14 protein-coding genes are annotated in these 19,000 nt (G+C 72.7%); 5 read left to right on the top strand and 9 right to left on the bottom strand.

Annotated features, from left to right (window positions below; genetic code table 11):
• Positions 1-169 precede the first annotated feature (169 nt).
• From NFX31_RS14775 to NFX31_RS14745, 7 genes are all read right to left on the bottom strand, one after another.
• On the bottom strand, positions 170-664 hold the full coding sequence (locus NFX31_RS14775) for a GbsR/MarR family transcriptional regulator (protein ID WP_045249192.1): 495 nt from the start codon (positions 662-664) through the stop codon (positions 170-172).
• A gap of 7 nt (positions 665-671) precedes the next feature.
• Positions 672-2,285 carry an ABC transporter permease gene (locus NFX31_RS14770; protein WP_262956063.1) on the bottom strand — a complete coding sequence of 538 codons (1,614 nt, stop codon included), beginning with the start codon at positions 2,283-2,285 and terminating at the stop codon, positions 672-674.
• Positions 2,285-3,265 (bottom strand): ABC transporter ATP-binding protein, encoded by a 981-nt coding sequence (locus NFX31_RS14765; protein ID WP_211256010.1) that lies wholly within the window; start codon positions 3,263-3,265, stop codon positions 2,285-2,287. The genes NFX31_RS14770 and NFX31_RS14765 overlap by 1 nt, the downstream gene beginning before the upstream one ends.
• Positions 3,266-3,364: 99 nt before the next feature.
• A complete protein-coding gene (locus tag NFX31_RS14760; protein WP_091479898.1) occupies positions 3,365-4,969 on the bottom strand; it encodes a molybdopterin-dependent oxidoreductase in 1,605 nt (534 codons plus the stop codon).
• Between the two features lie 106 nt (positions 4,970-5,075).
• Positions 5,076-6,338, bottom strand: coding sequence for a Bcr/CflA family efflux MFS transporter (locus NFX31_RS14755; RefSeq protein WP_091479893.1), 1,263 nt, complete (start codon positions 6,336-6,338; stop codon positions 5,076-5,078).
• Positions 6,335-7,717 (bottom strand): MFS transporter, encoded by a 1,383-nt coding sequence (locus NFX31_RS14750; RefSeq protein ID WP_262957219.1) that lies wholly within the window; start codon positions 7,715-7,717, stop codon positions 6,335-6,337. Before NFX31_RS14750 ends, NFX31_RS14755 begins: the two co-directional genes overlap by 4 nt.
• 5 nt (positions 7,718-7,722) lie before the next feature.
• Positions 7,723-8,169: a MarR family winged helix-turn-helix transcriptional regulator gene (locus NFX31_RS14745; protein ID WP_045249195.1), complete on the bottom strand. Its 447-nt coding sequence runs from the start codon at positions 8,167-8,169 to the stop codon at positions 7,723-7,725.
• Positions 8,170-8,306: 137 nt separating this feature from the next.
• Here NFX31_RS14745 and NFX31_RS14740 point away from each other — a divergent pair, with 137 nt between their 5' ends.
• The 4 genes from NFX31_RS14740 to NFX31_RS14725 all read left to right on the top strand — a co-directional run bounded on the left by NFX31_RS14740 (position 8,307) and on the right by NFX31_RS14725 (position 12,288).
• Positions 8,307-9,065 (top strand): copper homeostasis protein CutC, encoded by a 759-nt coding sequence (locus NFX31_RS14740; RefSeq protein WP_045249196.1) that lies wholly within the window; start codon positions 8,307-8,309, stop codon positions 9,063-9,065.
• 59 nt (positions 9,066-9,124) lie between these two features.
• Positions 9,125-9,994, top strand: a complete 870-nt coding sequence (locus NFX31_RS14735) for a lysophospholipase (protein WP_262956062.1) — start codon at positions 9,125-9,127, stop codon at positions 9,992-9,994.
• A 192-nt stretch (positions 9,995-10,186) separates the two neighbouring features.
• Entirely contained in the window at positions 10,187-11,236 is a 1,050-nt protein-coding gene (locus NFX31_RS14730) for a lipoate-protein ligase LplAB (RefSeq protein WP_045249198.1), read from the top strand.
• Positions 11,215-12,288, top strand: coding sequence for a DNA methyltransferase (locus NFX31_RS14725; RefSeq protein WP_420847415.1), 1,074 nt, complete (start codon positions 11,215-11,217; stop codon positions 12,286-12,288). The genes NFX31_RS14730 and NFX31_RS14725 overlap by 22 nt, the downstream gene beginning before the upstream one ends.
• A 52-nt stretch (positions 12,289-12,340) precedes the next feature.
• On the opposite strand, the gene NFX31_RS14720 is transcribed toward NFX31_RS14725, so the two are convergent.
• On the bottom strand, positions 12,341-14,077 hold the full coding sequence (locus tag NFX31_RS14720) for a PHP domain-containing protein (protein WP_262956061.1): 1,737 nt from the start codon (positions 14,075-14,077) through the stop codon (positions 12,341-12,343).
• A 260-nt stretch (positions 14,078-14,337) separates the two neighbouring features.
• Positions 14,338-15,228 (bottom strand): LysR family transcriptional regulator, encoded by an 891-nt coding sequence (locus NFX31_RS14715; RefSeq protein WP_045249200.1) that lies wholly within the window; start codon positions 15,226-15,228, stop codon positions 14,338-14,340.
• 131 nt (positions 15,229-15,359) lie between these two features.
• On the opposite strand from NFX31_RS14715, the gene NFX31_RS14710 reads away from it, so the two are divergent.
• The gene (locus NFX31_RS14710) at positions 15,360-18,926 is read left to right on the top strand and encodes a bifunctional proline dehydrogenase/L-glutamate gamma-semialdehyde dehydrogenase (RefSeq protein ID WP_082071976.1); all 3,567 of its coding nucleotides are present in this window, start codon (positions 15,360-15,362) and stop codon (positions 18,924-18,926) included.
• Positions 18,927-19,000 lie beyond the last annotated feature (74 nt).

The raw sequence follows: 19,000 nt of genomic DNA, 5'->3' as shown, positions 1-19,000 counted from the left end.
GACGTCACGTGGGGGTCTCGGCGTGGGAGGCGGTGCGCCGTGCGGGCCGCGCCCGGCTTCGGCACCGCATCGCGGCATGGCCGCACCCGGCCCCGCGCCCGCCCGGGACGGCCGGCACACCGGACGGAGGGGCAATCCGGGGAACGGGCACGCGGCAGGCGGGACCGGGTCAGGCCGGTGGGTGGTGCTCCGCCCGGAAGGCCTCCCACTCATCGACGAGCTCGGGCATCCGGCGCGCCATGAAGCGGAAGAACTCCGCCATCTCGGCGGCGCGCCCCCGCGCCGCGTGGTCGTCGTCGTGCTCCGCGCCGATCGCCTCGATGTGCGCGGCGAGCCGCTCGTAGATCGGGCCGTTGTTCGTCATCAGCCCGTACCAGGTGTCGGGGATGATGACGTAGTGGTCGCGGCGGCGGTCGGGGCGCGAGACGCGGCGGATGACCTGGATCGTCTGGAGATAGCGGACGGCGCCCGACACGGCCGCGGCGCTGATGCCGAGCCTGTCCGCGAGATCCGCCGCGCTGTACCCCTCCGCAGGGGCGGCGATGAGCGCCATCATCACGCGGCCGGGCATGCGGGGGAAGCCGACGGCGGTGATCATCGCCGCAGCTTCCTCCGCCGCGTCCACGCCGTGGTGCACGGGCGGCTCCGGAGCGTGCGCGTTCATGACCCCATCATCCCGCGGTCTGGAGCTCGCGACGGCGCATCAGGGCGAGCGACGCGGCCGCCCCCGCGGCGACCACGAGCAACAGCCACCACGTGCCGCGCAGATCCGTGTCGCCGTCGGTGACGATCGGGGCGACGGAGAACGGCGAGAACCGTGTGGTCCACTCGGGCAGCCCGAACAGCGGGCCGAAGAGCCCGAACACCGTCGCCAGCAGCACGAGCGCCCACGCGATCCCGATCGTGCCGCGGGGCAGCAGCACGAAGACGAGCCCGGTGAGCACGATGAACACGCAGGCGGCGAGGCCCTGCCCGAGTCCGACCACGGTGACGACCCGAGCGAGCGACGACGCGTGCGCGTTGCCGGCCAGGCCGGCGTACGCGGCGAGCATCGCGGCGGCCACGACGATCGCGATCGCGGCGGCCGCCACGAGCAGGTGGTCGGCCAGCCACCGCACCCGGCTCACCGGCTGCGCCAGCACGATCTCGGCGGTGCCGTGCGCCTCCTCCTGGCGGGCTCGTGCGACGATCTGCACGGCGGCGCAGGCGGCCAGGATCCCGAGCATCGTGAAGAACACCGACACCACCGTCTCCTCGAGGTTCCCGGCCTTGCCGATCTTCTCCAGGAGCTGCTGCACGGCGGGGTTCTGCCCGGAGATCTGGCCCGCGAGGCCGGAGAGCTTCGTCGCCAGGATGCCGGTGAGCGCGCCGCCGACGGCCCAGCCGACGATGGCGCCGTTCGTCAGCCGCCAGACGAGGGCGCGCGGGGAGGACAGCGCCGGACGCGCGTGCACCCGGCCGGGGCGCGCGGGGACGAAGCCCTCGCCGATGTCGCGCGCCGACTGCAGCGCCACGGCGACCACCGCGAGCGCGAGGCCGAACGCGAGGCCGAGGAGCGCCGGCCACCCGTCGTTCGTGTCGTAGGGGCGCGCCTGCTCGGCCCAGCCGAACGGCGAGGCCCACACCAGCCCGGAGCTGCTGATGCGCGTGAGGTCGTCGCTCGGCGTGCCCGCGACGTTGCCGATCCCGTTGATCAGGAACGTGCCGACGAGGATCCACACCGTCAGGGCGTTCGCACCGCGCGAGGTGCGCATGAGCTGCGCGGCGATGAGCCCGATCCCGAGGAAGGCGATCCCGGTCGTCGCGGACGTCGCGCCCATGAGCCAGGATCCGGCGGGCTCGAGCTTCGAGCCGAGCAGCGCGAGGGCCACCAGCACGCCGAGCACGAGGTTCGCCGCCACGCCGTGGACGATCGTCGCGATGGTCGGCAGCGCCCGGCCGACGGCGGTGGCCGCGACGAGCTCGGCACGGCCTGCCTCCTCGTCGCCGCGGGTGTGCCGGACGGCGAGGAAGGTGCTCATGAGGGCGGCGAGCATCGTCAGCCACGGCAGGATCTCGAAGGAGAGGAACTGACCTTCCGAGGCGCCCGAGGGGAGCCCGCGGAACATCATGATCACCGGGTTCGCCATCACGGCCGCCAGCACCTCGACACGGTCCTTGAGGGTGGCGTACGACTGGGTGACGCCCGCGAAGCCCGCGTACGCCATGAGCACGGTCGCGAGGATCCAGAGCAGCAGCTGCAGCCAGTCTCGGCGCAGGCGCTGCTTCAGCAGTGTGGCGAGCATCAGGACTCCTTGATGGCGGCGCGGCGGGACGCGCGGGTCCCGCCGCCCGTCGACCCTGCGTCCTCGGCGGCACGGAGGGCGGCGAGGTCGTCTCCGTAGTGCCGCAGGAACAGCTCTTCGAGAGAGGGCGGCTCGATGCGCAGCCCGGCGACGCTGCGCTGCGCGAGCACCGGCAGCACCGAGGGGATGTCGTCGCTGTCGACGGTGAACCGGGCCCGGCCGTCGTCGAGCGTGCCGTCGTGGGCGCCGGGGATGCCGGCGAGGGCGGAAGCGTCCGCCGCCTCGAACGACACCTCGGTGCGGGTGAGGTGGCGCAGCTCCTGCAGGGTTCCCGATTCGACGATGCGCCCTGCGCGGATGATGCTGACCCGGTCGCACAGCAGCTCGACCTCGGAGAGGATGTGGCTGGACAGCAGCACGGTGGCTCCGCCGCGGCGGATCCGCTGCACCTCGTCCCGGAACACGACCTCCATGAGCGGATCCAGTCCGCTCGTCGGCTCGTCGAGGATGTAGAGATCGGCGGGGACGGCGAACGCCGCGATGAGCGCGACCTTCTGACGGTTGCCCTTCGAGTACGCGCGGCCCTTCTTGCGCGGGTCGAACTGGAACGCCGTCGTCAGGCGCTCCCGCTCGGTGCGATAGGCCGTATCTTTCGTGCGGGCGCCGCGCAGGCGCGCGAGGAAGTCGATGGCCTCTCCGCCGGAGAGGTTCGGCCAGACGCTCACGTCGCCGGGGACGTAGGCCACCCGCCGGTGGATCTGCACCGCATCGTGCCAGGGATCCTGGCCGAAGACGGTCGCGGATCCGCCCGTCTTGCGCGCGAGGCCCAGCAGGATCCGGATCGTGGTGGACTTGCCGGCACCGTTCGGGCCGAGGAAGCCGTGCACCTGGCCCTCGTCGACGCTGAGGTCCAGTCCGTCGAGCGCATGCACGCGGCCGTAGTGCTTGGTGAGGCCGTCGGTGCGGATGATCGTGTTCATGGCGGCGATGCTACGCCGATTTCACGAATTCGTGAAGGAAGTGAAGCGTATGGATTCCGTGAGGATTCGCGCGGGGGAGCGGCGGGTGGCGCCGGGCGGTCAGGAGCTCACCGTCACGCCGACCGTGTGCCAGCCCGTCGCGCCGTCGGGGGCCGGGGGAGCGACGGTCGCGGTCTGGACGGTGCCGTCGGCGCCCGTCGCGCGGCAGCGGAGCGTGTGCTGCCCCGCGGCGGCGCGCCAGGGCACCCGCCACTGCACCCAGGTGTCGGCGGAGATCGCCGGCGCGAGCTCCGCGGTCTGCCACGGACCGTCGTCGACCTGCACCTCCACCGCCGAGACGCCGACGTGCGGCTGCCAGGCGACCCCCGCGATCGTCGTCTCGCCGGCGCGCACCGCCTGCCCGGCCCGGGGCACGTCGATGCGCGATTCGAGCTTGATCGGTCCGTGGTCGGACCAGCCGCGCGAGGTCCAGTAGGCGGTGGCGCGATCGAACCGCGTCACCTCCAGGTCGGTGACCCACTTCGTCGCGGAGACGTAGCCGTACAGGCCGGGCACCACCATCCGCACGGGGAAGCCGTGCTCGAGGGGCAGCGGCTCGCCGTTCATGCCGATCGCGAGCAGGGCGTCGCGGTCGTCGGTGAGGGCCTCGAGCGGGGTGCCGGCCGTGAAGCCGTCGATCGAGGTGGAGAGCACCATGTCGGCGCCGGCCGACGGCTGCGCCCGCGCCAGCAGCTCGCGGATCGGATAGCCCAGCCAGACGGCGTTGCCGACGAGGTCACCGCCGACCTCGTTCGACACGCACGACAGCGTCGCCGCCGACTCGACGAGGGGCAGCGCGCGCAGCTCGTCCCAGGTGAGCGTCACCTCCTGGGCGACCATGCCGTGGATCCGCAGCCGCCAGCGCGCCGGATCCACCTGCGGCACGACAAGGGCGGTGTCGATGCGGTAGAAGTCGGCGTTCGGGGTGATCAGCGGGCTGAGCCCGTCGACGTGCAGTGCGGCGCCGGAGGGGATCGCCGGTGCCGGCACGGCCGGCTTCGGCAGGCGGAGGGCGCTGCGCACGGTGGCGACCGCGACGGACCCTGCTCGCCCCGCCGTGGCCGCGACCGTCGCGAGGATGCCGAGCGCCGCGGCCGCGCCCGTCCCGGCGAGGAAGCGGCGGCGGGACGTGCCCTCGGGGAGTGTGGCTGCGGCTCGGGCGTGCTGCGGCGCGGTCCCCTCGGAGGGCTTCTCGGGCGCGGTCCCCGCGGAAGGCCTCTCGCGCTCGGGGAGGCGCCGCATCAGCGCGCGCAGCGTGAGGGCCGCGACGATCCCCGCCGTGAGCGCGGGCAGCCACGACAGCGTCGCCGCGCCGGCCCGCAGCGGCGCCAGCAGGGACACCGCGGCGCCGAGCACCACGAACCCGGCGACGCCGAGGTGCCGCCAGCGCCGCTCGCAGAGGCCGAGCGCGGCCGCCGCGGCGAGGAGCACGATCGCGATGCCGGTGAGCAGCGCCGCCTTGTCGCCCGTGCCGAACAGGGCGATCGCGGTGTCCTTCGCCCACGCCGGAGCCGCGTCGATGAGCACGCCGCCGACGACGGCGAACGGGCTCGACTGCGGCGCCACCAGGGTTGCGACGAGTTCGCCCGCGCCGATGCCGAGCAGCGCGGCGGCCAGCCCCGCCGCCGCGGCGCGCGCCCTGACGCCCCAGGCGGATCCGTTCATGTCCTCAGCGTAGGAACCCGGCGCGGGCGGACGGCGCGGAGATCACGGATTCGTAAGAAGTTCGCGGGATCCGGTCCGCGTCCGGGTCCGGCCGTCCGGACGGGGCTCACTCGCCGGTGCGCGTGACACGTCCGGTGAGAGCCAGCACGGTGAGGGCGGCGGCGAATGCGACGAGCATAGTCGCGCCCATCAGCGTCGCCGACACCCCCGCCTGCGACAGCAGCGGCGGCACCAGGGCGCCGAGCAGCGCAGCCAGGGTGCCGAGCACGGCGGACGCGGATCCGGCTCCGCGCGTGATGCGGGACAGAGCGAGCGCGGTGAGCGTCGGGTTGTTCACGCCGTGCAGTGAGACGAGCAGGAACAGGGGAGGGAGCAGCCACGGCAGGGGGCTGTGCAGGAGCGCGCTCAGCAGCACGGCGGCTGCGGCGACGGTGCCGAGCGAGAGCGACCAGAGCACGAGCCGGCGTCCGGAGTCTCGCCGTCGTCGCGCGATCCCGGCATGGGCGCCGTCGGGGGCCGACCGGGACGAGCCGCGCGCCACCCGCCGGCTGATCCACGCGCCGAGCATGATCCCGCCCGCGTTGACCGCGAAGATGACGGCGAATCCCTGCGCTCCGACCCCGTACTCGCGCTGCAGCACGAACGACGACATCTGCAGATAGGTGAAGAAGCCGCCCGTGGCGAGCCCCAGCGTGATCGCGAACACCATGAACGGGGCGTTCGACAGGGCGGCGCCGAGGCCGCGCAGATCGCTGCCGAGCCCGCCCGTGGTGCGCTGGGCGGTGGCGAGGGTCTCGGGCACGCACAGGGCGGCCGTCAGCAGCAGCGCGAGCCCGATCGCCCCGAGCGCCAGGAAGAGGCCGCGCCAGTCCGTGAACGCGAGCAGGCCGCCGCCGATCAGCGGCGCGAGCACCGGTGCGGCTCCCGCGATGGCGGTCAGGGCGGCGAAGGCGGCCGTCGCCTCCGCCCCGTGGAACACGTCGTGCACGACCGCGCGCCCGATCGCGAGCCCGGCCGCACCGCACAGCCCCTGCAGCAGGCGCACGAGGATCAGCAGCTCGATCGACGGCGCCGCAGCGCACAGGAACGAGCACAGCGCGAAGGCGGCCACCGCCCACAGCAGCGGACGGCGGCGACCGTACCGGTCGCTGACCGGACCCCACAGCAGCTGCCCCACGGCGATGCCGATCAGGCACGCGCTCATCGTCACCTGCGTGAGGGCCTCGGTCGTCAGCAGGTCCCGCCCCAGCTGCGGAAGGGCCGGGATGTACAGGTCGATCGACAGCGGGCCGAACGCCGAGAGCGCGCCCAGGGCGGGCAGCAGCGAGCGGCGGGCGCGCATGTCGTCGAGGCCTCCGTCGGCGCTCACGCGTCCGTGTCCTCCGGGCCGGATCCGTTCGCACCGCCGGAGACGGGCCTGCCGGATCCGCCCGCTTCGGTGCGGATCGGCGTGGTGGCGCTGGTGATCGGCGGCGTGACCGCACGCTGCATCGCCTCGACCACCCGCAGGGGGCGCGTCTCGTCCAGGGCGAGCAGGAAGCGGGCGTCCTCCCGCCGGTGCAGACGGCCGGAGTACATCATCCAGCCCGCGCCGATCGCGAAGGCCACGAGACCCGCCGCACCGCCGACCGAGATCGCCGCCCTCGGGCCGAACGCGTCCGCGACCCAGCCGGCGATGGGCGCCCCGATCGGCGTCGCGCCCATGACGACCGCCATGTACAGCGCCAGCACGCGTCCGCGCAGGGCCGGGTCCGTGGTGGTCTGCACATAGCCGTTCGCGGTCGTCAGCATCGTCACGGTCGAGAAGCCGACGAAGACGAGGGTGATCGCGTAGGCGACGTAGGTGGGCATCTGCGCCGAGACGAGCGACGCGACGCCGAACCCGCCGGCCGCGAGCATGAGCACCCGAACCCTGGCCCGATCGCGGCGCGCCGCCAGCAGCGCGCCGGTGAGGGAGCCGATCGCGAGCACCGAGCTGAGCACGCCGTAGCCGTCCGCCTGCTTGTGGAACTCGAGCGCCATGGTCGACGCGAAGATCGGGAAGTTCATGCCGAATGCGCCGATGAGGAACACCATGACGAACACGACCATCAGATCCGGCCTGCTGCGCACATAGCGCAAGCCGACGATGAGACCCCCGGCCCGGGGGTTCTTCGGACGCGGCAGCAGCTCCCTGGTGCGGATGAGCAGCAGCGCCACGATCATCGCCAGGAAGGTGGCCGCGTTCGCGACGAACACCCAGCCGGATCCGAGGGCGACGATGGCGAGGCCGCCGACCGCGGGGCCGATCAGGCGCGCCATGTTGAACGACGCCGAGTTCAGAGCGACCGCGTTCGAGGCGTTCTCCATCGAGACCATGTCGGAGACGAAAGCCTGCCTGGCCGGGGCGTCGAACGCGTTCGCGACGCCGAAGCACGCGGCGAACACGAGCATGAGCGGCAGCGTCATGACGTGGGTGAGCAGCAGCACGGCGACGCACAGGGCGAGCACCATGAGGGTCGACTGCGTGACGAGCAGGATGCGTCGCCGGTCGAAGCGGTCGGCGACGCGGCCGGTGAGCCCGACGAGCACGAGCGGCGGCCCGAACTGCAGGGCCATCGTGGCGCCCATGGCGGTGGCGTCGTTGTGCGTGAGCTCGGTGAGCACCACCCAGTCCTGCGCGGTGGACTGCATCCAGCCGCCGATGTTGGAGATGATCGCGCCGAAGAACCAGATCCGGTAGTTGAACGCCCCGAACGAGCGGAACATCTGGCTCACAGCTCGGCCAGCTTCCGCATCAGGATGCTCGCCTCGTGCAGCACCCTCAGCTCGTCGTCCGTGAGGTCGAGCTCGGTGATCTCGGTCATGATCAGCCGCGTGCGCCGCTCGAAGGTCTCGGTGACGACCTTCTCGCCCGCAGCGGTGATCTCGACGTGCACGCGGCGGCGGTCCTGGTCGTCCGGGATCCGCGTGACATAGCCCTGCTCCTCGAGCCCGGTCACCACGGCGCTCATCGTGGGGGCGGTCACGCGCTCGCGGTCGGCGAGCGCCGTCAGCGAGTGCCTCCCGTGCGCGCGCAGCGCCGCCAGCACGGCGAGCTGTGCGTCGCTCATCGCGGTGTTGCGGCTGTCCACCGCCCGCACTGAACGCAGCCGGCGGGCGAGGCGGAACGTGGCAAGACGCAGTTCGGATGCGGTCTCATGCAGTCTCTCGTCGTCCATCGCTTAGATAGCCTAACTAAATATTCGGGGAGGTGGGGTGCTCGACGCCGGCGAGTGCGGGCGGTCGATGCGAAAGATGCCGAACAAATTCCGGCGCGCCCGTTCCCCCGGCGTCCCGCTGCCACGACAATGGACGGGTGCCGCTCGCCCTCGAACTCGCCGTCCAGGACCTCGCGGGCGTGCGGGTGGCCCGTGAGGTCCGCGCCCGCCGCGTCGAGCTGACGCAGGGACTCGCGCTGGGCGGTCTGACGCCCTCGCCCGCGACGCTCGAGCTCGCCGTCGAGGCGGCAGTGTCGCCCCGCGGGGCGGGGCCCGACGTCGAGGTGCACGTGCTGGTGCGCCCGCGCGCGGGCGGCTTCCATTACGACGCCGACGAGATCGCCACCGCCGTGCGCGACGTGCGGTGGATGCTCGCGCACGGCGCGACGGGTGTCGTGATCGGCGCGCAGAGGGTGGACGGAGTCCTGGACGGGGATGCGCTCGCCCGGCTGCGCGACGCGGCCCGCGACGTGCGCGCCGACGCGGAGGTCACCCTGCACCGCGTGATCGACGTGACGCCGGATCCCCTCGCAGGTCTGCGGACGGCGGTCTCGCTCGGGCTCACCCGGGTGCTGTCCTCCGGCGGCGCCTCCGCCGCGAGGGACGGGCGGGACATGCTGCGCGCTCTGGTCGCGGCCGCGGACGGGCGCATCCAGGTGATGGCCGGCAGTGGCGTCACTGCCGAGAACGCCGCCGAGATCGCGGCGACCGGCGTCGACGCCCTGCACTTCTCCGCCAAGCGCACGGTGGCGGCCTCCGGCTCGGTGCGGATGGGATCCGCGGCCGACGACGGCGGCGGGCACGAGGTCACCGAGCTGGCGGAGGCGCAGGCCGTGCGCACCGCCCTCGGGCTCTGAGCCCGTCATCCGCCGACGCGCGAACGCGGTCGCGGTGCCGGATCCGTAGACTCAGGGGCATGGCTGAGTCCCGCACCGCCGAGTTCACCGACGCACACGGCATCGCGATCGTCTACGACGTGCATCCCGTCGCCGACGGCGTGAGGCCCAGAGGCGTCGTCCAGCTCCTGCACGGCGTGGGGGAGCACGCGGGCCGCTACGGCAGCCTGATCGCCGAGCTCACCGCGGCCGGGTTCATCGTGTACGCCGACGACCACCGCGGACATGGGCGCACCGGCATGAAGCAGCACGGCGACGCGTCCCGGCTCGGACGGCTCGGTCCCGGCGGACTGCGGGCGGTCGTCGCCGACGTCTGGCAGCTCACGGAGCTGATCCGCGCCGAGAACCCCGGGCTCCCGCTCGTCCTTCTGGGCCACTCCTGGGGGTCGTTCCTCTCGCAGATGGTGCTCGACGCGCACCCCGACGCGTACGACGCCGTCGTCCTCTCCGGATCCGCCCATCGCACCCCGAGCGACCTGAACTCGATGCCGCTCAACGCCCGGTGGAAGGGTCCGGACGCCCACGGGCTCGAGTGGCTGTCCCGCGACCCCGCCGTATGGGCGGAGTTCCGCGCCGACCCGCTCACGACCGAGGTGCCGCTGCTGAAGCTGTTCGGCCCGATCGAGGCCGTGCGGCTCTACGGCCGCCCGCACCGCGACTATCCGCGCGACGTCCCGGTGCTGCTGATGGTCGGCCGGGACGATCCGGTCGGCGGGCCGCGCAGCGTGCACCGTCTGGCCGACGACTACCGCAACCGCTCCGGCCTCAGCGACGTGACGACGCTCGTGTACCCGGATGCGCGCCACGAGATCTTCAACGAGCTGCAGCAGGCGGAGGTGCGGGCGGATCTGCTCGCCTGGCTGGACAAGCACATCCCGTCGCGGGACTGAGGCGGATCCCCAACCGAGCCGTTCTGCAGGGACCCCGCCGTGTTCTGCAGGGGCGTCGCCGGGGATTCCTCGCCGTTCCGCGGATCGGGCGCCGTTTCGGCCGTCGAGCCCTGCAGAACGCCCCGGCCTCCCTGCAGAACGACCGGGCTGCCCGCACGCCGCCGCCCGTCCCGCGCCGCGTAGGCTGGAGCGGTGCACGGTGAGTACAAGGTTCCTGGCGGCAAGCTGGTCGTCGTCGACTTCGAGGTGACGGACGGCGCGATCGCCGACTTCCGGCTGGCGGGCGACTTCTTCCTCGAGCCGGACGACGCGCTCGACGACATCAACGCCGCCGTCACGGGGCTGCCGGTCGAGACCGATGCCTCCGGGATCGCCGCCGCCGTGCGCGCGGCGCTCCCCGACGGCGCCCAGCTGCTGGGACTCACGCCCGAGGCGGTCGGCACGGCCGTGCGACGGGCGCTCGTGACCGCGCCCGGCTGGCGCGACTTCGACTGGGAGATCCTGCACGAGAAGGCGGTGTCCCCGCGCATGAACCTCGCGCTCGACGAGGTGCTCACCACCCGGGTCGGCGAGGGGCGGCGCCGCCCGACGCTGCGGATCTGGGAGTGGGACGAATCCGCGGTCGTGATCGGATCCTTCCAGTCCTATCGCAACGAGGTGGATCCGGCGGGCGCGGCCGCGCACGGGTTCGACGTCGTGCGGCGGATCTCGGGCGGCGGAGCGATGATGATGGCCGCGGGCCAGATCATCACCTACTCGCTGTACGTGCCGGCGTCGCTCGTGCAGGGCATGACCTTCGCCGACTCCTACGCGTTCCTCGACGACTGGGTGCTGCAGGCCCTGCGCTCGCTCGGGATCGACGCCACCTACCAGCCGCTCAACGACATCGCCGGACCCAGCGGCAAGATCGGCGGTGCCGCGCAGAAGCGGCTCGCCAACGGTGGCGTGCTGCACCACGCCACGCTGTCGTACGACATCGACGGCCAGATGATGACCGAGGTGCTGCGGATCGGTCGCGAGAAGCTCAGCGACAAGGGCACGGCTTCCGCCGCGAAGCGCGTGGATCCGCTGCGCAGTCAGACCGGGCTCACCCGCGCCGAGATCATCGAGCGCTTCAAGGGCACGTTCCGCTCGCTCACGGGCGCCGAGGACGGCGCGATCTCCGCCGACGAGTACGAGGCCGCGGAGGAGCTGGTGCGCACGAAGTTCGGCACCGAGGCGTGGCTGCACCGCGTCCCGTGAGCGGCGCTCCAGAGCCGGTCGCCGAGCCGACCCCGGTCGCTGAGCCGACGCCGGTCGCTGAGCCTGTCGAAGCGTCCGCGGTCGTCAGGGCGGCGTCGCCCGCGCCGGGCATCGGGGCTGTCGAGATCGTGCACGGGGAGGCGCTCGACGTCGCCCGCACCCTGCCGGACTCCGCGTTCACGCTGATCTACCTGGATCCGCCGTTCAACACCGGTCGCACGCAGGAGCGGCATGTCGTCTCCAGCCGCCGTGCCGACCGTCCGGCGGACACGACGCAGGAGATCCCGGATGCCGGCGAACCTGGATCCGCGGAATCCCGCGGGACGAACACCGACGGCACCCTGGATCTCCTGCGTTCGGTACCGGGGCGCGAAGTGAACCACGGGTTCCATGGGCACCGCTACGAGCGGGTGCGCGAGCTGCTGCACGCCTACGACGACCGGTTCGACGACTACGGAGACTTCCTCATGCCGCGGCTGGAGGAGGCCTGGCGGCTCCTCGCCGACGACGGCACGCTCTACCTGCACCTCGACTACCGCGAGGCGCACTACGCGAAGGTCATGCTCGACGCGGTGTTCGGTCGGGAGTGCTTCCTGAACGAGATCATCTGGGCCTACGACTACGGCGCGAAGCCCCGCACCCGCTGGCCCACCAAGCACGACACGATCCTCGTCTACGTCAAGACGCCGGGAGGGCACGTGTTCAACGTCGACGACGTCGAGCGCGAGCCGTACATGGCGCCGAGCCTGGTGAGCGCCGCGAAGCGCGAGCGCGGCAAGCTCCCGACGGACGTGTGGTGGCACACGATCGTTCCCACCACCGGGCGCGAGAAGACCGGCTACCCGACGCAGAAGCCCGAGGGGATCCTGCGTCGCATCGTGCAGGCGTCCAGCCGTCGTGGCGACCGGGTTCTGGATCTCTTCGCCGGATCCGGCACGACCGGCGCCGTCGCGTCCGCTCTGGGTCGCGACGCCCTGCTCGTCGACGTGAGCTCCGAGGCCGTGCGCGTGATGCGCGAGCGCATCCCGCACGCGACCGTGCAGGAGCCCTGAGCCATTGCTTCGGGCGGTGCGACGCGCCGCCCGAAGCTCGGAGGCGCCTTCGTCAGCGCACGTCGACGAACACCGGGTTGGCGTAGAACCAGGTGTCCTTCCACGGATCGCCCTCGCCGTCGCCGTGCCGCTGCGGGCCGGCGGGATCCACCGACGCGCCGTAGTAGCCGGCGCCGTGGCGGTTGCCGTCGCTGCCCCTGAGTCGCAGGTAGAACGGCCGGTCGACCCGTTCGAACACGTGCGTCAGGGTGAACGTGCCGCGACGGCCGGTGGTGTCGAACTGGCGCACCACACGCGTCTCGGGAGCCCGCATCGCATCGGCGTCCGACGAGGGGCCGGTGAGCGGGCCCGCGATGACGTCGACGTGCGCGAGCTGCGGCAGGATCCCGGCGGCGTTCACGTCCTCCGTCGCCGTCACCGTGATCGTGACGACGACGTCCTGCCCGCGCTTCGCCGTGAGCCGGCCGCCGAGCGTCACGGTGGTGCCCGCGGCATTGCCCCAGCCGCCGCCGTTCCCCTTGCCGCGTCCGGTGCCCTTGCCGGGCATCGTGGCACCGACGCGGACGTCCAGACCGCTCAGGAGATGGCCGTGATCGACCCACATGCGACCGAGCCGCATCGCCTCGAGCACACCGGCGTAGGAGCGGGTCGTGACGCCGGTGTGCAGGCGGGAGAACTGCCCCGGCCAGAAGTCGCTGCCGCCCTGGGGCACGCCGGTGTCGATGGGATCCGGCCGCATCCCTCGCACCGCCCAGCGATCGAACTCGCTCGGCAGGCTGGCGTAGGGCTCACCGGCCGGGTAGTCGCCGATCCGCCAAGTGTCCTTCACCGTGAGGTGGTTGTCGGAGTTCGAGGTGATCCAGAACGGGCGGTCCTCGGCGAGCAGCGCGTCCCAGAGGCCGCCGACGGTGGCGGTCGCCCAGTCGAATCCGCCGTAGGGACGGTAGGCGTCGGCCGGGTAGCCCGCCCAGCTGTCGGGGCGCGGGGCGTTGACGTACTCTCCGCGCTGGTCGCCGGGACCCGCGTTCTGGCTGATCGCGGAGCCCTGTGCGCCGGGTGCGCCCTCCATGCCGATGAAGACAGCGGGATCCGCGTCCCTCCACGCACGGATCTCGTGCGGGGAGTCGATGCCGAGCCGCATGGGGTGGTTCGCGAGCACCACGGCGTCGCCGATCGCGCCGGCGGCCTTCTGCGCACCCAGCCAGGCGACCGCCTCGGTGGCGCGACGGCCGTACTCGGCGGCCTGCGCGTCATCCTGGGGCTTGTCCCAGCCGTTGAGCTTGCCGTCCCACGCGAGCTCGAAGGCGCGCAGGATCCGGATGTCGTCCGCTCCGGGGGCGATGAGCACGGAGGCGTGCTCGGCTGCCGGGATGTACCACTCCAGTCCCTGGAAGATCAGCATCCCGCGGGCGTCGCGCTCCTGCTGGATGAGGTCGCGCGCGGTGGGCAGCCCGCGCTCCGCGTGGGCGAAGTTGCTGTGCTCGGTGAACGCGAGCCAGTCGATCCCGTAGTGCTGGGCGGCGTCGAGCTGCTGGGCCATGCGGTACTTGGCGTCGTGGCTGAACTGGGTGTGCACGTGATGGTCGCCCACGAGCCAGGACAGCTGCGGGTCGGCGGCGGGACGGGAGGCAGGGGCGGCGGCCATCGCCGCTCCTGCACCGCCGAAGGCCGAGAGCCCGCCGGCGGCGAGGGCGATGCCGGCGGTGCGGAGGATCTCGCGGCGCGAGAATCCGAGCGTGCGCAGCTCGGCGTCGAGGGCGTGGCGGTGCGGTGCGTCGTGATCGTGCATCGGGCGCTTCCTTCGGAGTCGGGACCTTCGGAGTCGAGGACCCTCGGGACCCTAGGGAGCGGAGATGGACGGGGAGGAAACATCCGATGTCACGGATGTGGCCAGGTGTGCGTGGCATCCGGGGCACGAGGCTGCGACGATCTGCACACGGTGTCACGATCCGCACGCCGATCGGGGGTGATCATGTGCAGATCGTCGAGTGGTGTGCAGATCGTCGCGCGAGGGTGCCGAAGGCCCCGACGGGCCGGCGGCGGGGCCGTTCAGCGGTGCGGCCGCCGATGCTGAGCGAATGCGTCGGCCAGCGCCGCGCGGACCACGCCGATCGCCTCGGAGGCGCGCGTCGACTCCCGCACCGCGGTGAACACCTCCCGCACGGGGGATCCGGGCAGCTCGGACAGCGTGACCCGCGCGGGCGCGTCCCCCCAGATGAGGTCGGGGAGCATCCCGACGGCATGGCCCGCTTCGATGAGCCGCACGTGCGCGGTCAGATCCGCCGCCTCGAAGCGCACGTCGGGCTCGAACCCGGCGGCCCGGCACTGCTGCACCGCCCACTGCCGGGCCGCGGATCCGACGGGCTCCATGACCCAGGCGCGGTCGCGCAGGCGATCGAGGGACACGGGGAGGTCGCCGGACGGCAGGGCGAGGCGGATCGGGTCCTCTCCGATCAGCTCGTGCACGCTGCCCGGGTGCCGCTCGCGCGTGTGCCCCGGGTACTGCTCGGCGATCACGAGGTCGAAGCGCCGTGCCGTCAGCTCGAACAGGCCCTCCTCGGGCGGGGCCTCGGTCATCTGCACGCGCAGGTGCGGATGCGTGGTGGCCAGGGCGGTGAGCGCCGCGGGCACGATCGTCTCGGCCGCGGTCGGCATCGCGCTGATGCGCACCGCCTCGGCGGGTGCCTGGGCGAGCGCCTGCCTGGCCTGCTCGTCGAGCTCGAGGGCGCGGGCGGCGTGCGCGGCGAGGGCGCGCCCCTCCGGCGTCAGCCGGATCCGGCGCCCGTCCGGTTCGAGCAGGGCGACGCCGGCCTCGCGCTCCAGCAGGGCCAGCTGCTGCGAGACGGTCGACGGGCTGTACGACAGGGATTGCGCGACCTCCGCGATCGTCCCGCGCAGCGCGAACTCGTGCAGCAGGCGCAGCCGGCGCAGCTCCAGCACGGTCAGCCTCCTTCATTCGGATAATTCGAATGATACTCGTCACGAATGATCGCTTTTGCTGCAGGGAAGTCGGCTCCATGCTGGGAGCATCCCCGCGCGCGTGCGCGTGACCCCGACCCCCACGAGGAACCATGACCGCCACCGAAAGCACTGTGTCCACCGACCGGTCCCTGCCCTCCGAGAGCCTCAGGGACCGCGCGAACGGCGACGATCTCTCCGCCCTCGCCGACGACGCCGTCGCCCTCGTCAAGACCTGGCTCGTGGAGAGCCGCGAGGTGCCCGTCGACGCCGCGGGCCAGCGTCTCGCCGGTGTGCTGCGCGACCCGAACGGCCTCGACTTCACCGTGGGCTTCGTCGACGGCGTCGTGCGCCCGGAGGACCTGAAGGTCGCGGCGGCGAAGCTCAAGGAGCTCGTGCCGCTCACGCCCGGCTTCCTGCCCGCGCCGATGAAGGGCGCGATCGGCCTCGGCGGGCTCGCCGCGGGCATGGTCCCGGGCGTCGTCGTGCCGGCCGCGCGCACCGTGCTGCGCCAGATGGTGCGCCACCTCATCGTGGACGCCCGCGACGAGAAGCTCGGCAAGGCCATCGCGCACATCCGCGAGACCCAGGGCGTGAAGCTCAACATCAACCTCCTCGGCGAGGCGATCCTCGGCCGCGAGGAGGCCCAGCGCCGTCTCGAGGGCACCCGTCGCCTGCTCGAGCGCGACGACGTGGACTACGTCTCGATCAAGGTGTCCTCCACCGTCGCCCCGCACAGCCCGTGGGCGTTCGACGCCGCGGTCGCCGACGCCGCCGAGGCGCTGCTGCCGCTGTACCGGATCTCCGCCAAGGGCGCTTCGAGTGCCTCAGCGACCCCCGGCTCGCCGAAGTTCATCAACCTCGACATGGAGGAGTACAAGGATCTCGATCTCACGATCGCGGTCTTCACCTCGATCCTGGACCGTCCGGAGTTCAAGACCCTCGAGGCCGGCATCGTGCTGCAGGCCTACCTGCCCGACGCCCTGGGGGCCATGATCCGCCTGCAGGAGTGGGCGGCGCAGCGTGTCGCCGACGGCGGAGCGCCGATCAAGGTGCGCGTCGTCAAGGGCGCCAACCTGCCGATGGAGACCGTCGACGCCGAGTCGCACGGGTGGCCGCTGGCGACCTGGTCGACCAAGCAGGAGTCCGACGCCTCGTACAAGGCCGTGCTCGAGTACGCGCTGCGCCCGGAGCACATCGGCAACCTGCGGATCGGCGTGGCCGGTCACAACCTCTTCGACATCGCGCTGGCCTGGCTGCTCGCGCAGAAGCGCGGCGTCACCGAGGGGGTCGAGTTCGAGATGCTGCTCGGCATGGCCTCGGCGCAGGCGCAGGTCGTCAAGCGCACCGTCGGCTCGCTGCTGCTGTACACGCCGGTCGTGCACCCCGACGAGTTCGACGTGGCGATCGCCTACCTGATCCGCCGTCTGGAGGAGGGGGCCTCGCAGGAGAACTTCATGTCGGCCGTCTTCGACCTGGATGCGGATCCGGCCCTCTTCGAGCGCGAGAAGGAGCGCTTCCTCGCGTCGGTCCGGAGCGTCCCGGCCGAGGTCCCCGGCCCGAACCGGATCCAGGACCGCACGGCCCCCGCCGCCCCGGCCCCGACGGACGGCTTCGAGAACACGCCGGACACCGACCCGTCGCTCGCCGCGAACCGCGCCTGGGGCGATGCCATTCGCGCGCGCATGGCAGGCTCGACCCTCGGCGACGACACCGTCGCGGCGAACACGCTGTCGACGCCGGAGCAGGTCGACGCCGCGATCGCCGCCGCCGTGTCGGCGGGCGAGGCCTGGCGCGCCCTGGGCGCCGAGGGCCGCGCCGCGATCCTGCACAAGGCCGGCGACGTGCTCGAGGCCCGCCGCGCCGAGCTGCTCGAGGTCATGGGATCCGAGGCGGGCAAGGTCATCGAGCAGGGCGACCCCGAGGTCTCCGAGGCCATCGACTTCGCGCACTACTACGCCGAGAGCGCCAAGAAGCTGGCCCACGTGGACGGCGCCGAGATGCACGCCGTGGGCCTGACCGTGGTCACCCCGCCGTGGAACTTCCCGGTCGCGATCCCGGCCGGATCCACCCTCTCCGCCCTCGCCACCGGCTCCCCGGTGATCATCAAGCCCGCCCGCCAGGCCCGCCGCTCCGGCGCCGTCATGGTGGAGGCGCTGTGGGAGGCCGGCGTGCCGCGCGAGGTGCTGCAGTACGTGCAGTTCGACGGTCCTGCGCGCTCCGACCTGGGCGCGAAGCTCGTGAGCGACCCCGCCGTCGGCCGGGTCATCCTCACCGGCGGCTATGAGACGGCGGAGCTGTTCCGCGGATTCCGTCAGGATCTGCCGCTGCTCGCCGAGACAAGCGGCAAGAACGCCATCATCGTCACCCCCTCGGCCGACCTCGACCTCGCCGCGAAGGACGTCGCGTACGCCGCGTTCGGCCACGCGGGGCAGAAGTGCTCCGCCGCGTCGCTCGTGGTGCTGGTCGGCTCGGCCGCGACCTCGGAGCGGTTCCGCCGTCAGCTCGTCGACGCCGTGCGCGCCTACGACGTGGGCTCGCCCGTGGACGGCTCGAATCGCATCGGCCCGCTCATCGGCCCTGCCGAGGGCAAGCTGCTCGGCGCGCTCACCACGCTGCACGCGGGGGAGAGCTGGCTGCTGCAGCCGGAGAAGCTGGACGACGCCGGTCAGCTCTGGCGCCCGGGCATCCGTGACGGCGTGCGCCGTGGAAGCGAGTTCCACCGCGTGGAGTACTTCGGCCCGGTGCTCGGCATCATGACCGCCGACTCGCTCGCCGAGGCGATCGACATCGTCAACGACATCGACTACGGCCTCACCTCTGGCCTGCACTCCCTCGACGAGGACGAGATCCAGCAGTGGCTCGCCTCCATCCAGGCGGGCAACGTCTACGTCAACCGCGGCACCACGGGGGCGATCGTGCAGCGCCAGCCGTTCGGCGGCTGGAAGAAGGCCGCCGTCGGCGCCGGATCCAAGGCCGGTGGCCCGAACTACCTGGTGGGCCTGTCCGAGTGGACCGACGCGCCGGTGACCACGACGCGCGAGCTCGACGCCCTGGCGACCTCCGCCGTCGGTGCGCTCGCCGCCGTCCGCTCGGTCCCGGAGACCCTCGAAGGGCAGGGACCGGCGGGCGACACCGACATCGCCTGGCTGCGCGGGGCGCTCGCGACCGACATCGACGCGTGGGCCGAGGAGTTCGGCGTGGTGCGCGACGCGACCGGTCTCGTGACCGAGCAGAACGCGCTGCGCTACCAGGCCGTGCCGGTCACGGTGCGCTTCGAGGGCGACCGGGTCGCCGAGCTGGTGCGCGTGGTGGCCGCGGGTCGCCGCGCCCGCGCCCGCGTCACGGTCAGCACCCCTGCGCCGCTGCCGGGATCCGTCACCACCTGGCTCGGGACGCAGGACGTCACGGTCGCCACCGAGGACGCCGCGGCCTGGGCCGCGCACGCCCGGCGCCTCGCGGCCCGCGGCGGACGGGTGCGCCTCATCGGCGCGACCGCCGCCGAGACCGCTGCGGCCGTGGACGGCTCGCCGAGCCTCGCGCTGTACGCGAACCCGGTGGTCGCCGCAGGACGGGTGGAGATCCTCGCGTTCCTGCGCGAGCAGGCGGTCTCCGTCACGGCGCACCGCTTCGGCACCCCGCACCGTCACGACATCCCGCTCCTGGATCCGATCGCCTGATCGGATCCTCCCCGGGGCACGCGCCCCGTTGAGACCCGGACCCGCCGTCCCGCTCCCCTCGGACGGCGGGTTCG

Source organism: Microbacterium azadirachtae (genome assembly GCF_025583665.1).
In the GTDB taxonomy this organism is placed as follows: domain Bacteria; phylum Actinomycetota; class Actinomycetes; order Actinomycetales; family Microbacteriaceae; genus Microbacterium; species Microbacterium azadirachtae.
Note: the sequence above shows the minus strand (reverse complement) of the source record. Positions and strands in the feature narration are given on the sequence as shown.

Bases quoted from the DNA above. Each gene is read 5' to 3' on its own strand.
- NFX31_RS14775 (WP_045249192.1), bottom strand. From the start codon at position 664: ATGAACGCGCACGCTCCGGAGCCGCCCGTGCACCACGGCGTGGACGCG.
- NFX31_RS14770 (WP_262956063.1), bottom strand. From the start codon at position 2,285: ATGCTCGCCACACTGCTGAAGCAGCGCCTGCGCCGAGACTGGCTGCAG.
- NFX31_RS14765 (WP_211256010.1), bottom strand. From the start codon at position 3,265: ATGAACACGATCATCCGCACCGACGGCCTCACCAAGCACTACGGCCGC.
- NFX31_RS14760 (WP_091479898.1), bottom strand. From the start codon at position 4,969: ATGAACGGATCCGCCTGGGGCGTCAGGGCGCGCGCCGCGGCGGCGGGG.
- NFX31_RS14750 (WP_262957219.1), bottom strand. From the start codon at position 7,717: ATGTTCCGCTCGTTCGGGGCGTTCAACTACCGGATCTGGTTCTTCGGC.
- NFX31_RS14745 (WP_045249195.1), bottom strand. From the start codon at position 8,169: ATGGACGACGAGAGACTGCATGAGACCGCATCCGAACTGCGTCTTGCC.
- NFX31_RS14735 (WP_262956062.1), top strand. From the start codon at position 9,125: ATGGCTGAGTCCCGCACCGCCGAGTTCACCGACGCACACGGCATCGCG.
- NFX31_RS14720 (WP_262956061.1), bottom strand. From the start codon at position 14,077: ATGCACGATCACGACGCACCGCACCGCCACGCCCTCGACGCCGAGCTG.
- NFX31_RS14710 (WP_082071976.1), top strand. From the start codon at position 15,360: ATGACCGCCACCGAAAGCACTGTGTCCACCGACCGGTCCCTGCCCTCC.